This is a genomic window from Paraburkholderia dipogonis, from assembly GCF_042680985.1.
GTDB classification, from domain to species: domain Bacteria; phylum Pseudomonadota; class Gammaproteobacteria; order Burkholderiales; family Burkholderiaceae; genus Paraburkholderia; species Paraburkholderia phytofirmans.
This window is the reverse complement of the sequence record NZ_JBHUFR010000029.1, coordinates 21,573-35,168: the sequence shown is the minus strand read 5'-3', so window position 1 is coordinate 35,168 and position 13,596 is coordinate 21,573. Positions and strand designations below refer to the sequence as shown.

At 60.8% G+C, this 13,596-nt stretch carries 12 protein-coding genes and 1 pseudogene; 6 read left to right on the top strand and 7 right to left on the bottom strand.

Annotated features, from left to right (window positions below; translation table 11 throughout):
• Positions 1-201: 201 nt before the first annotated feature.
• Positions 202-513 (bottom strand): hypothetical protein, encoded by a 312-nt coding sequence (locus ACFSNN_RS31915; protein WP_377747638.1) that lies wholly within the window; start codon positions 511-513, stop codon positions 202-204.
• A 1,085-nt stretch (positions 514-1,598) separates the two neighbouring features.
• Between ACFSNN_RS31915 and ACFSNN_RS31910 the strand changes: the two genes are divergently transcribed.
• Both ACFSNN_RS31910 and ACFSNN_RS31905 read left to right on the top strand, forming a co-directional pair.
• Entirely contained in the window at positions 1,599-1,871 is a 273-nt protein-coding gene (locus tag ACFSNN_RS31910; RefSeq protein WP_134466142.1) for a hypothetical protein, read from the top strand.
• Complete coding sequence (locus tag ACFSNN_RS31905) at positions 1,868-2,518, top strand: hypothetical protein (protein WP_377689529.1); 651 nt, start codon at positions 1,868-1,870, stop codon at positions 2,516-2,518. Before ACFSNN_RS31910 ends, ACFSNN_RS31905 begins: the two co-directional genes overlap by 4 nt.
• Positions 2,519-3,333: 815 nt before the next feature.
• Here the strand turns inward: ACFSNN_RS31905 and ACFSNN_RS31900 are convergent.
• The 3 genes from ACFSNN_RS31900 to ACFSNN_RS31890 are packed head-to-tail and all read right to left on the bottom strand — an operon-like array spanning position 3,334 to position 6,972.
• Positions 3,334-4,311: an AAA family ATPase gene (locus ACFSNN_RS31900; RefSeq protein WP_134466140.1), complete on the bottom strand. Its 978-nt coding sequence runs from the start codon at positions 4,309-4,311 to the stop codon at positions 3,334-3,336.
• A gap of 28 nt (positions 4,312-4,339) precedes the next feature.
• Entirely contained in the window at positions 4,340-6,340 is a 2,001-nt protein-coding gene (locus ACFSNN_RS31895; RefSeq protein WP_134466139.1) for an integrase core domain-containing protein, read from the bottom strand.
• Positions 6,337-6,972, bottom strand: a complete 636-nt coding sequence (locus ACFSNN_RS31890) for a hypothetical protein (protein ID WP_134466138.1) — start codon at positions 6,970-6,972, stop codon at positions 6,337-6,339. Before ACFSNN_RS31890 ends, ACFSNN_RS31895 begins: the two co-directional genes overlap by 4 nt.
• Before the next feature lie 178 nt (positions 6,973-7,150).
• Here ACFSNN_RS31890 and ACFSNN_RS31885 point away from each other — a divergent pair.
• Positions 7,151-7,657, top strand: a pseudogene (locus ACFSNN_RS31885) (sigma-70 family RNA polymerase sigma factor); the annotation flags it as partial.
• A gap of 157 nt (positions 7,658-7,814) precedes the next feature.
• On the opposite strand, the gene ACFSNN_RS31880 reads toward ACFSNN_RS31885, so the two are convergent.
• Positions 7,815-9,197 carry a hypothetical protein gene (locus ACFSNN_RS31880; RefSeq protein ID WP_134466137.1) on the bottom strand — a complete coding sequence of 461 codons (1,383 nt, stop codon included), beginning with the start codon at positions 9,195-9,197 and terminating at the stop codon, positions 7,815-7,817.
• A 385-nt stretch (positions 9,198-9,582) separates the two neighbouring features.
• Here ACFSNN_RS31880 and ACFSNN_RS31875 point away from each other — a divergent pair, with 385 nt between their 5' ends.
• Positions 9,583-10,023, top strand: coding sequence for a hypothetical protein (locus tag ACFSNN_RS31875; protein ID WP_377779206.1), 441 nt, complete (start codon positions 9,583-9,585; stop codon positions 10,021-10,023).
• Between the two features lie 63 nt (positions 10,024-10,086).
• On the opposite strand, the gene ACFSNN_RS31870 is transcribed toward ACFSNN_RS31875, so the two are convergent.
• Positions 10,087-10,350: a DUF4224 domain-containing protein gene (locus ACFSNN_RS31870; protein ID WP_134466135.1), complete on the bottom strand. Its 264-nt coding sequence runs from the start codon at positions 10,348-10,350 to the stop codon at positions 10,087-10,089.
• Positions 10,351-10,957: 607 nt separating this feature from the next.
• On the opposite strand from ACFSNN_RS31870, the gene ACFSNN_RS31865 reads away from it, so the two are divergent.
• Entirely contained in the window at positions 10,958-11,431 is a 474-nt protein-coding gene (locus ACFSNN_RS31865; protein ID WP_134466134.1) for a hypothetical protein, read from the top strand.
• 376 nt (positions 11,432-11,807) lie between these two features.
• On the opposite strand, the gene ACFSNN_RS31860 is transcribed toward ACFSNN_RS31865, so the two are convergent.
• Positions 11,808-12,428: an SEL1-like repeat protein gene (locus ACFSNN_RS31860; RefSeq protein ID WP_134466133.1), complete on the bottom strand. Its 621-nt coding sequence runs from the start codon at positions 12,426-12,428 to the stop codon at positions 11,808-11,810.
• A gap of 234 nt (positions 12,429-12,662) precedes the next feature.
• On the opposite strand from ACFSNN_RS31860, the gene ACFSNN_RS31855 reads away from it, so the two are divergent.
• A complete protein-coding gene (locus ACFSNN_RS31855) occupies positions 12,663-13,190 on the top strand; it encodes a hypothetical protein (protein WP_244323235.1) in 528 nt (175 codons plus the stop codon).
• Positions 13,191-13,596 lie beyond the last annotated feature (406 nt).

The window sequence follows — 13,596 nt, the reverse complement described above, 5'->3', positions numbered from 1 at the left end:
GTCATCGAAAAGCCGCCGGGCAGCGGATCGAGTGTCCGCGACGTGGGCCAACTCGTCATCTCTTAGCTCGAAACCTCGACACACGAACCGCGGCCGACGCGGAGCCATCGCTGCGAGGGGCCGCGGACGTTGCGACTCAAGTCCAGCGTATGGCCTTGCGCGGTTTCTTTCGCCACGAATGCGCACAAGGTCGGCCAGACATCACTGACAGTGACGCGGACCTTGCGCAGGACGGCATCGTCGCCTTGGGTCCGCCAGCCAGCAGATGGCAGCCGTTGCGCGATGCATGCCGTTCGAGACGCCTACCATACCGCCGACGGCCACCTGATCCAGCGGAAGGTTTGCGTCGGGCGCAGGGAAATGCTGCGTGCCGATTTCGGATTCGAAGTATGTGATGGCGTCGTCGGACCACGTGGTGCCATGTAGGCCCGCCAGCAGCGCGCGCCAGGTTCCGGCCGTTTTTGCAAAGTTTTTGTGACCAAGTGCGATCACGGCGCGCAGCGGGACGTCCATGAAGTACTCGCGGCTGCCCGGCTGTCGCAAGGCGCTGCTAATCGGGATTGAATAATTATCGACGCCAACCGTTAGGTCTAGCATCGCGGCCGACGATTGGCGCACGGTCGCCTTGATTCGGCGCATCACGGCGCTTTCCGTCCGCCGAAGGGAAAGTCATGCCACGATCCCCGCGAAGCCACTGTGAGCTGCGCGTGGACTCGACCCTCCCGAGCCAACTTTTTGCTTCGGCATAGACGAAGGAAAGATTTGAATCCGCGTCGACTCGAAGAAGAGTTTAGAAAACGCGTCAATTCCTTCGGACTACGAAATGTTTCGCTTTGACTAAGGTGTGGCCGGTGCGGTCCATTCGTGAAACAGAGGGGAGTCAAGCGAGTGGACGTCAACGCCTTGTTTCCAAACGTTTATTTATGTCCGCGCTAGAAATGTTTCACGAAGGTTTCGGCGATGCCGCGGGGGTGACGCGATCTGCTGGGGTCAATTCAATGCGCCGGAGCACTTTTAACCTGCAGTTGGCCGGAGCTGTAGTGATCAATACGTTTATCGTTGTATTTTGTACGCAAGCGGGTAAAACCACGCGACGGCGCGGAACTCCCGCTGGGATGGCTGGCAGGACGATTGCCGCCTTTGCGTCGCTGCTACCGGCCACGGCCAGCAAGCGCTGTATCGATAGCCTGCATTATGTACTTGAACTTTAGCATCGCGTTGGAGGTTGGGGGCTGCAATGGCCGACCTGCCGTTTGTTCGTGCAATCGACGATGAGCGTCCGTACGGCGTGCATCGTCACGACGTGTATGGTCCCAAGATCGGCCGCCGCCTGACGCTTTTGGTAACCGGCTCTTGAACTTATGGCTCCAGCTCGAGTTTGACCACAATGTCATGGCTTACTGCGAACGACCACTTCGCATTCCGGACTTACGGCCTCCCCGGACGGTCGACTTCTGGGTCCGCGCCGTCGACGGCGATCGTTTCCTGATCGTATTGCGCGGTGCTGAGTGCTCACAGGATGCCCAGATCCAGCGATTCGATTTGCCTGTTGGGCGAATCGGGAGCGGGCGGCGCTTTACCCCCTCCCACCGCAGGAGGTGGATGCCAATGCCGTGCTTTTTGGGAATCAGGCCAGCATCCTTCAACATGTCGCGGTTGCGCGCGCACAGGTCACAGAAGAAATGAAACGGCGGGTGCTCGCGCGGTGTGAGGACGGTACAACGTTGGGCGAGCTGGAAAACGACCCGTCGTTCACTGGCACTATGCTCGCGCGAGCGGCGGCGTTCGCGCTGCTGCTCGACGAGCGCCTCAGCTGTCCGACACTCGCCAGCGCGCCGCTCAGCCGCACGAGTCGCATGGTGCCGGCGTGAAGACAATCGCGTTTGGCGACCTTAGGTTCGATCGCCATTCCATACCGGCAGAGCTTCGTGACGTCAGCTGCTGGCCAGGCGTCGATGAGGTCGCACTGTCCTCCAGTGCCCAGCATGTCTTGCGACGGCGCGTCGAGGCCGTGGCGCGGTTCGTCGACGGACATCCGCCTCTGCGCGAGATTGGGCGGACCACCGGTGTGAAGCCCGGCGATCTTTACCGGCTGTTTGAGCGATGCGTCGCGCTGCATGCTGACGGGCGGATTTTTGGATTGCGTGCGTTGGTCCCTTACTGTCATATAAGAGCGTATCAACGCCGCACGGCGGTCGAGACCTCTCAAGAAGGCGGAAAGAGTGGGGCGAGCGGTGCATTTACGCAACTGCTTGGCCGGTATCCGGACATCGCCGACTGGATAGAACTCAGGGTCAGCGAACGCCAGCGAAAAAATGGCCGCCGGCGTGAGGTGCTGCGCGGACTTCGTCGCATGCATCGGGGTTTTCTCGATCAATGTCGGCGCGCGGGGGTCACGGCGGATCTGTACCCATTCAACCAACGGCATCTCGGCGACCGAACGCTTGCGACGTGGGTGCGACGTCTCGAGGATCGACGGTTTGACGCGACGGCGCGCGCGGCCGGCGCAACGCCGTAGAACGTATTAAATCTGTCTCTGCTGCGTAATTAAATGTGCCACCTCGCGTCGGCGCTGCGGATACGCAACTAACCGTCATTCGCCGCAACCCCTTTCCACTGCTTCGCCACGAACCGGTCGGCAAAAGGTGGCAGTTTGCCACCCCGCGGCGGGCACCGAAATGCGGCGATTACCCGCTCGACACACCCGGGGCATCACGGCCTAGTCGTAGAAGCACTCGATCCTGGATCGCGAGGCGGTCCCGCCGTCGCATCGCGGACTTCGTCGAACGGACCGGGAGGAGCCCATAGCAAAAGTGTGATCGACACCAGACGCAGCGGAATGGCGCTTCGATCACGGCGCTGTTGATAATGAACGGACTCTCCCGGTGGCATTGCGGACAGCGCGTGCGGAGTTCTTGCCGATGGGCCGCACAGCGATCCTCTTCCGCAAGCTGATGCAGCACACTATGGTAGCCGTGAGCCGCGCATTGCCGGCAATACCTGAAAGCCGCGTGGTACCGGTCGCCCCGCGTCCTGTCGAGCAACGATGTGCGCAACACGTGCACAGGTAGTCGAAGCAGTCGGCGAAGGTGATTGGGGTCGAGCGTGCTTCGCAGCGGGATCACGCCCTCGAGTGGATCAGCATCGGGGCATATCAGGTGGATCAGCATATCGCCTGGCAATGTGTTGGCGCAGGCGAATTTCCACAGGATCGAGACGAGGGATTCGCCTGGCATGAGCCAATCAACGTTGAATCCGCCGCGCGGCGGTCGCCTGGTCTGCCACTCGTCAAATGTCAGGATAGGGAAGCGGAGTGCCTTGAGCACTTCGCAGCTAGGCTGTGGCGAGGACGCGTCCGGTGGCATGGCGGGACTGGATATAGCCGCAATGATGAACGGCGTGGGTCCACAAGACTGCCTCGGGGCAGTAACCCGGTGCATCCTTGACCTCGCTTTCCTTGAGTACGATCTCGACGGCGCGTGCGAACGATTCCATCGGAATCTCAAGGCTGCCGGGCAAGCTTGCCTTACGATGCGCAGCCTCGAACGTCTGCCATAACAGCGCGGCGTCACTGACGAGACGATAGCCGGCGTCAAACGCCTCTGGCACGTAAAAACGTGTGAAGCTCCATGGAGTGCCCTCCGGGTAAGCAGTCTGATCGTAACCATTCAGGCACGTGGCTACATCGTGGGCATTGCGGATACCGTAGAACGCGAGTTCGTCGACCATGAGGCGCGCAACGATCTGCGTCTTGCGCGCGATCTGCAACGCGGTCTTCTGCGCGAGTAGTTCCTCCTGCCCGACGAGAAACGTGAAGAGCTTGATCTGCTGGCGATCAAGCACGTCGTGCACGTCTCGCAACCATTCGTACTCGTTTTCGTTATACCTTTGGGCTTCGTCACAGAACAGGAGTACGGCATTGCTTCCTGAACGTGCGGCTGCCTCGCGAATACGCAGCGACAGGCGGGAGCGCTTGGCCGAACTGGTACCGGCGTTCGGTGCGTGATCGCCTACCGCCTCCAGCAGATTCGCGAAGAAGGGACCTTCTGCATGCCGCGGCTTGTGCTCGCACTGCGCATGGTAGGTCGTTATCTTCGGGTACTGACGCGCGAGCAGGAGCCGAACGTATTCGATGGCCCGCGTTTTACCAACCCGCGACGGCCCATAGATCAGCGCGCCCATGATGCGGTAGCGCAGGCAGCGTGTGACGAGTTCGTAGAACGCCTCGATCGCCGGGGTGGCAAGACGATAATTGCCGGTGACGAGTGGGTGCAGCGATGGATCGACCGGACGCGGAATCTGAAGCGACATGACATACCTCGCAGCTTGAACAGCGGAGTTAAAACACCTGACCGGTGCCGATCGAAAGCTTTCGCGGCCGAACTGACGTGCGTGGAGCAAGCTCGCTGACCGTGGCCGCCTGCGCCTCCATCTCTCGTGCCGTAGCCGGTTTGACGCTATCTGTCCCGGAAGGGCGGGGCGGACCGACGGGAGTGCGAACAGTCGGTGCCGAACCGAGCAGTCGCGTCGCATGAGCGAGCTCCGTCGCAGCCTTGCGGGTCTTCTTTGCCTGCCTCATCTTCTCGTCGACGTAGGCTTCAATCGGGTTGAGACCGAGGTTAGCGTTGCGTCGCCGCCTGCCCGGTTGCCTGAGAATCTGCTGACGAAGTTTGAGGTTGTGTGGCACCACACGCCACGCGCCTTGCGCCTCGAGTACGCCCAGCTCCATGCCGTCAGCCAGGAAAGCCCGCACGGAGCGCAGGTCGTCGGCATTCATGTAGATCAGCAGTTGCTGACCGATGAGGTGCGCACTCGTTGCAAGGACATGGTTTGTGTAGCGCACGCCATACAGGTTGATGTGCGGACGCACGCCCTGTTGCAGGTAGGCGCGTACGCGGCACTGCCGTGCCGACTGCATCAGGCAGAGCGTCCTTCGCTGGTGTTCGGCTAGCCAGACGAGCATCGTTTCGCGGCCCCGCACGAAGTACTCCATCGCCTCCAGCGGAGTCGCGTTGTTGAGCCCCCGGTGCGGTGTGCCGTTGTAGCCTGAAATGGCGTACTCAACGAGTTCCGCCAGTTCATCGAGTGAGACGTAGAGACGCAGATCGCCCCTGGGATCCGAGAGCGCCCGGCGAAGGTCCCGTATGTGCGAACCGGTGTATCCCGGCAAACGTGAAGACAGCCGGCTGGCAATCGTGCCGAAGAAGCGTTCGATATAGGGCCGCTCGTCCGGGCTGTGTTTCGGGCCGGCATCAGCGAGGCAGCCGACGAATTCGCACAACGCCGTCATCGTCTCGTTTGCGAGGTTGGCCTTCGCGTTGTCGAGCCTGATCCACTCCCAGGTCACATAGGCCAGTTCGGGCAAGCGCCCTGACGGAAAGCCGTCGTGTGGTCCGTACGTGAGGCCAGGTATTGTGAACGTTCGCGGGCGATGAGGCGTCAGTGCATTCTCGATAGTCTTGATGACGTCGTAGCGGCCATATTCCCTTGCTAAAGTGATGTGATATCCGATCACGGTACGCGTGCAAACGTCGATGATCACCAGCAGCCATACTCTTTCCATCTCGAATTCGTGCGTGAAACCCAGCGGATCGCGCACGACCACCTTCAGACGGACGTCCAGCCGGTGGCCATCGAACTCGACGACCTGGTATGGTCGGACCGCTGCGGGTGGACCAGAGTCGTCAACACGCGGCAGGCCTTTGAGATGCGTGGCGCCCGCGGAGCGTGCAGCCGAGCCAAAGCTTCCCAGCATCTCCGCCTTCACCCTTCGCGAAAGCGAACGAATCGCGTGGTCTGCCGTGTTCAGCGGGTAGTCGGCCGCGGTCAAGCCGACTGAGCGGCATTGGCGCAGGAAATTGTCGTGTAGAGACTGCAGGCCGCGCAGACGCGTGCGGAGGTGCCCGTCAGAATGGACCTGCTCAAGCCATACCTTGCGTTGTTTTAGCTGAAGCAGCAGCCACCCCGTCAACGTCGGGTAGCGTTCAAGCAGCTGCGTGAGCGCTCCGGCAGCACCGCGGCTGCCGCGCTCGCCGCGCACCTGCACGTCACGCACTCGCGCATATTCTGCGATGCGCGCATAGTGGATGAGCGCCCGAAAGCCGAAAGGGCGGCCGTCAGGGTGAACGGTCTGGGCGCGCTCAAGCCAGCGGTACAGCTGCCGGCGATTGAAGTGTGTCGACTTCTCGATGGCCCTGATCGGTTCGCCAGCGATATAGCGCAATATGGCCTGCCGACGTGCCTCGAACTTGCGGCGGACTGGCTCGTCGAGTTCGGTATGGGCGACAGTGGGCCATGCGTTGACATCGATTGCCTGCAACTCCGGCTTGCGGCGACTCATGATGTTGCCTCTAACGCTGTGAAGGAGGTGAGCAGCGACAGCGGTTGCGTCTGAAGTGCCGACGCGCTGACGCGACCGGTGTGGAGCAGGCTGAACAGGGCAGCGCGAACGATCACCGGTTCGCTGGTCTGGAACTCGCGCTCGATATCGAGCAGTCGCCGTGGCTCCTCCACGAATTGCATGATGGCGGGCGGTAACGTTGCCGGCACGAGACCCCGGTTCGCAACAAGGTAGGGGAGGATGCGCTGCCAGTTGTCCGTCCACGCACGCGCCGCGGCGAGTTCAGCCGATGCAACAACCCGGACCGCTGCGTTGCAAGCGTCATGCTCGGCGCATGAGCCATCTACATTGCATTTCCGAAGCGGTTCGATTAGTACAACCAACTCCTCTCGATCAACGTAGCGCACCCAGAAATCGACGAGGTGACGCTCTTCGTTGATCTGCACATAGCCCGGTCGCTCGCAGAAGGTGATCACCTTCGGGTTCGCCTCGAGCAGTAACCATTGTTCAAGCAACGCACGACGGTAGAACATGACGCGTCGCGCGAGCTTGGGGCTGAAGGCTTCGAATCGGTGTGCGCCGCGTGGACGTCCAAGCGCGATCGGCCTGGTTACCTGAAGGGTATCCGCCATGAGGTCGGGCTCCTACGGACGGGATTCGAAGTGTAGGACGCGAGTTGGCAAATTTAATACGGACATACGTGAGTTGACACTTTCATGCCGATTCAAAGGGCAATAAAAGTGTCAATATGCGCGCGTTCTTGCCCCGGTTGCTGGGGAGGACCGGTGACAGATTTTTTACGTCCTACGTCAGGCGCGCACGATTCGCGTGCCAGTGCATATGATCGAGTCGATCAACAAGCTCAACCGGATTTCACGCGAGATCCTGCAGCAGACCGGACACGAGGCTCATCCTGCGACGCTCGCGCAGCGCATGGAACTGCCGGAAGAGAAGGTTCGCGGCATGTTGAAGGTCGCGAGGCAACCCGTGTCGCTCGAGACGCCGGTGGGCGAGGACGCCGACGCGACGCTGGGCGATATGATTGAAGATCCGATGGCGGCATCGCCCGCGGATGCAGCCGTACAGGCAAACCTGCGCGCCGCGATCGATGAGGCGCTCGATGCGCTGTCGCCGCGTGAAGCAAAGGTGCTGCGGATGCGTTTCGGGATCGATACCGCGTCTGACTATACGCTCGAGGAGCTTGGCAAACAGTTTGATCTGACGCGTGAACGGATCCGGCAGATCGAAAGCAAGGCGATGCGAAAACTGATGCACCCGGGTCGGGCCGACAAGCTGCGGCAATTTCTCGATCGTTGAGCCGCCAACCCGGGCTTCGGCGCGTTGCGTTGTCCGGGAGGACGGAATCTCACCGCCGGTCAGAGGGCAGGGCGATGCTTCGCGCGCGCCGGGGCCAGGCTACCCCGATGCGCTTCATGCGTCATTGCAGAACAGGTCGTGGCGCGCTACGACCCATTCACAACAGGACTGCCTGCTGCAAAAGCTCCAGCGCCTTCAGTTCGTCCAGCCGACCCGTGCGTGCCTTACCTGCCAGCGTCTTGAGCAAGGCTTCCGCGATCGGCGCGATACCGTGAAGATTGTCCAGGCTGGTCACGGAAGCGGGGAGCGACACCGGGGATTGCTGCGGGATTGCAGCGACTGGGAGCGACTCCTCGGTTGCCGGTGCGGCTGCCGGGTGTTCGCCATCACCTTCTTCTGGTGAGCGACCCGCGAGCACGTCAGGGGCATCGCTAGCATGATCCTGCTGGCTGGCGACTACCGGTTTTTTTTCTGCTGCGACATCCGCCGAAGCAGGTGGGGAGCTTTCCGGACCGGTCCGGACGCCCGCCCGCGCGCGCCCCGTGTGCGCCTTCGCATCGACGGGTTTCTCTGGCACGCCATCCTTCGTTGTGGCCGCGAGCGGCTCGTGCTGTTCAACGGATGCACGACCGCGCGCAGCAGGCGTGAGCAAACGCGACACCGACTCCGGAATTTCGGCTTCCAAGTGCGGCGTGTCCAGCCAGCCAGCTGGCAAACCAAGTCGTTCCGTGAAACGGTTTGCTTCAACACCGTCCAGGCGTTTCTTGCCATATAGCCGATGGGCCATGTTGGATCCGCTCATCGCCATGACTACACCCAGTCTTGCTTTCGATCCGTTGCGACCCGTGAGAATGTGGAGGTTCGCGCGCCGGATGGCCTCGACCGCGGCGCTGTCGTCTAATGCCAGCGCTTGCTGCTGGGTTGTTCCAGGCGATGTCCTGTGCTTCGAGGGCGCGCCCTTTCGCGGCGCCTGAGGAGCAGGCGGTTCGGCCATCTGGTTTCGACTATTCCTGACAGCCTTGGGCGACCCGCCCGTTGCTTTCTTCGGCATCTGCGCTTCCCCGGACAAACTGTCTTCAAGAAATGGTTGCTGGCCGCCGTTCAGGACGGAAGGCGGCATGGGTGTTTCCGACACGGCTTCTGGTTCGTCGTCGGTCGGAACAAAATCGAGCGGTGATTTCAGGCGGGCGATGGTTTCAGCCGCGAGCGCCGGATTGGGCTGGTCAAAGAAACCGTGAGGTAACCCAAGCGTGGTTTCCATGTGAAAGGCGGTCTCGGGCGTGAACCTCTCGCCCTTCGCCAGTTCGGCCACCCGCGCCATGTTCGATCCAAGTCCCAGGGCGATATTCTCTGCACCCACCGTATCGACCAGAAACTGGAACGATCGTGTCTTGAAAATGGAGGCAGTCTGGGCGGAGTCTCGAGCAGGCGCGTTGACGTACGGTGATCTCTGCCGGCTAGGCTGAGATTGCTTCGCGTGACGAGATTTGCGCTGGCCGCTGTCCTGGGATCCCGCATATCCTCCGCGGGGTTGACTCATAAAGTAGGGCTCCTGCGATCATTGGTTTGCTGACCCTGCGATTATAGATGAGGCGATGCTGGCATTTGACGCGTCAACGACACCGTGGGGCGAAAACACGCGCGGAGAGCCAGGCCATAGTGCGGTACTGCGTCTGTCTCTGCATTTTCGAGCCGCGGTCTGGTTAAGTTCGACCTGTAAGGCAACCCATCGTCTCCCTTCCGCCGATCACGGTAAACCTTCAGATATCAGGCAGGCGATAAAAGACCGATTCGCCGGCTCTCTCACGTTCCGCGTCAAAGCTCCCGCCGGCGGTTGATCCGTCGATGATCAGGAAATGGGCCACTTCCGCAGTCAGCCAGGCAAAAGAGACCGGCTGGATTTCTTCAGGCCGAAATGATTTCTAGTGCTAATCATTATTCGCGCTCACATCGTCAGCGGCACATGTGCCTGCCAACCTCCGAAGCGCTACAGAAGCACACACAGCACCTTGCTGAATCGCATTGCTGGTATCGATCAGGAAAGCCTGTTAGCCAATTGCCGCCGTGATCCCGTCACCTTGCATTTCGTGAGGACCTGCATTCAAACAATGCGCGCCCTCGCATCACGAAGGGCGGAGAGTCTCGAGGACAAGCTGCGCCGCGATCGTGGCGAGCTGGTCGTCGCTGAGCAGATGCGGCAGGCCCTGACCACAATGCTGGAGCGGCTTGGGAAGGGGCTCGACAGGTTGCCAGACCAGGTTGTCGAGCGCCTCGGTTTGCCTGAGACTAGCGGAGATCAGATCCGGGCGCTCATCGATGACCTGCGTCGGGTCATGGTCGACGAGACGCGAACCCTGCTGAGCTAATAACGCCAGCGAATTGTTGATCAGACCGTCGACGTCGAGGCCGGTTTGCAGCGGGTTGATACCTCACAGCCGCGTACCTTTGCGCGGCCGGGCGATCGCGTCAAGCGCGGCAAAATTGGGCTCTTGTTCAGGGATGTTGACGTCAGCTTTGGCGAGGGTGCCATACATTCTGGCTTCGTAGTACTCGCGTGCGACAAGCGGCAGCCCAGCGATGTTGACGGCATAGACCCACCCGTTTCGGGCGAGCCATCGTTTCATGCATGCTAGGCTCCGCGGCTTGCAACCCACCAGTTCAGCCAGTTCGTCTCGATTCAAGTAACGGCTCATATGGATCCGTCTCCCGTTTATCTTCAGCGTCCAACCTTATATGGCAAACGAACCAATTGCTCCATATACAAGCTCTGCCGCCATCGAAATCCATCGAGAATCGGTCGAGGCGGAGATCGAGCGCGCTCAGAAGGCGGTTTTTGAGGCATTAATGGCAGACAATTTTCGATGCGCAGGAGGCCGCGCTCGAAGACGCGTGCGGCTCCATAGAATTTGTCGCATCGATAACGGCGAGCTGCACATGGGAGGATTGCATAGCGCTGATACGGGCCGGGATCAAGCTGGCCGAGGAGCAGAACAATCCGCCTGAGAAGCGCAAAACGAGGAAAAGAAAGGCTGCGCCACCTCCCACCGAACCAAAGGACACCTTGGCTAATGGTGAAGCTTGAGATTGGCCGGCGGCCTGCAAAGTGGGCTGCCTTCAGCCGGTTTCAAACCTACTGCCTCCACCAAACACAGGATATTGGAACCGCTGGTATGAGCTCGCTAGCGCGGCGATTTGATCGCGCCTGCACGCTAGAGCGTGTGCGCCGCGTACCAGATCTCGACTTCAGTTTCTTCAGCACACGCCGTAAACAAGGGAAACAACACTCGCGAGCTCTGACGAATGGATTCTCCTTGGTGGTTTGGCCTTATTCCGGCGCTGGTCGCTGCGTACAGTGGCTATTTGGGTTATGAGAGTCAGCGGTCCGTTTTCACGCTCGCCGATGCTCAAACAGTAGCGGCGCAACTCAAGGTCTACGGCATTCAGTCTGGCGACCGGTTCGCCAGTCTATCTGACGCGACCGCTGACTCGTTTGGAATCGCGAAGCCGCTCACAGGGACGCTGGATCGGTCCAAGCTCTCGTTCGCAGCGGTGGACAAAAATGGCGTACACGGTATGGGCTATTCGATCACCGCCAAGGGACTTGGCAAGAAGGACTGCTTGAATCTCGAGCCTAAGTTCCTTTTCGACAGCGTAACGGTGAACGGCACGCGTATTGATGGCACTTCAATGACCGTGCCTCAGATTCAAGACCTTTGCCACTCGACGTTCTGGCCGTGGGCCGATGGCAACGTTGTGGTGCTGGAAGGCTCATAAGCTTTGGTGGGGCGTTTGGCGGATAGATTCGCCCCCCTCCTATCAAACCCATACCAAAATGGCATCCTCGGCGGACCCTCTCTCCTCCGCAACCTCGCCGTTATCCATTGACCAGGGCGTGCGTCGGGTGCCGGATGTCGCCAGTCCATGATGCCAGTCCCAGGGGGAGGGCGTGCCGACAGTACTCGGTTTGTGTCGTCATGAATGCGCCCCGCGAAGCGTGAGGTTCTGGCGACTTACAGAACTGACTGTTTCAATTCGGGCGCCGGCAAATGCGGCATCAGTTTGCCTGCCGGCACATATCTGCGACCACGCGCAACGCGTTTGCACCTCCTGACTTCTTCCCCCGGCTCGACTGGCAGGCGGTCGGATTGCTTCACCGCAGCGCTGCCAGACGGCGTTGGCAACGTATGTCATCTCCACCGCGCCGATAGTTCTGTATGGCCTTCGTGCGGTCCGGGATACCGCTCCTGTCTTCTGCACCCCACGCGCCCTCCCAGAAAAGCCCGAGATTGTGTGCCGATGCCTTGTGGCCCAGTTTGATGGCCTGCTCGTAGAGCCAGAGCGCGCGGCTCACGTCCTCCTGCATGCCCCGCCCGAGCCGTGCACTATCGGCCAGCGCGGCGGCGGCCATGCCGCGAAGATGGCCGTCCGCGGTCTCATCCTTCATCACGTCTTCAAAAATCGCATTACCTCTCTCAAGGTCTGCCTCGCCTCCCGTTGGTGTGACCAGCGAAATGGCCATTGCCATCCGCCAGGCTGGATGCCGGTTCGCGCCGATGCGCTCCAGCAACCAGCGGCCCAGATGCGGCGCGCGATTGAGCGTGCTGGTGAGAAGGGCATTGGCGATGGCGGCCAGCGACTCTGGCGACAGGAAGCCCGTCTTGTTTGCCGCAATGACGTGACGGGAAAACTTTTCAACATCCAGTGTAGGGTCGGCGCGGCGCAACTGATGCCATTCACGCTCGATTGCTCCTACCCAGCTTTCCATTTGCATGGTGAGCGATCCTTTGGTGAAGAATGCACCTGATTCTAGCTCACCTTTTGCGGATTGCAACTTTCAGATTTCGTGCGTCCCGTCGCATGCGCTCGCCAGATGGAGGGCTCGCACCGGTGCCACGTCCAATCAGGTGGCGATTCAGAGTAACGCCTCGATCTTGTTGGCGTCGCCCAGCGCGGGGTTAGTCGTGCGTGGAGACAGGAAGCGGTTGCAGGCATTGGCGCCTCCTACATGAAGGCGGTGGCGCAAACCATGGTGAATGGTCAGGCATGGATACCGGCGGTATTCCTGTCGCGACTTGTGGCAGGATACGAACCTGATGGCAGATACGGGCTCGCAAGCCCGCAGGCAGCAGTGTTCGCCAGTCTGCTTCGCACGACGTTGGAGAAGGAGCGCTGTCCCACGATGGCTGATGCATTTGAACTCGTTGCCCTGGCGTTGCCCGGCGACGTCGCCCCCGAGTCACTGCCTGCCACCGTCCGCCAGTTCATGGCTGACTGCTGGCCCGGGATGAGCCGCAGCCAGTTAATCGCCCGCGCCCGGCGTCTTGCGCTGCGGCCGTCGCTGCGCGCATACCGTCCGGGCATGCCGGGCGACATCGGATTCTTTGCACTCACGCTTACGGTGAGCATGCAGAGCGTGTTCCTGATCGCGCATTTACGCCGCGTCGCACAGCGGCGCGCGTCCGCACGCAGTCGCAAGGCGGCCACCGCTTCGCGACCGCCCGCGCGCGATCCGCGTCAGGCGTCGCTGTTCTGAAAGGGGCGTCGGACGACCCGCATCGAATGGAGTGCCACGCCGGTGCGCGCGATCATGTGCGCGGTTGCGGCGCTCGACCGGGACTGCCCGGCGGACAACGCACGTTTTCTGGACGGCCTGGTTGCGGCAGTGCGCGCGACAACGGGCCGGGTCTATGGCGCAATAAACTATGGGTGAACTCTACTCGATGTCGTGCCACGGGCGCCCGTCACCCGACGCCCGGGCACGCCGAGGATCCAGACTGTGGACGCCTTCCGCAATTTATCAAAAGACAGTTGATTGCCGGGATTCGCCGTTAGTCGAGAGGGGTAAGTCGGCCATCAAGCGTCATTCGTCCGGACCAATGGTCGGCCGCTCAGATGGCGGCTTCGTTCAGTAAACGGACGCTCACCATATCGTTCGCGAT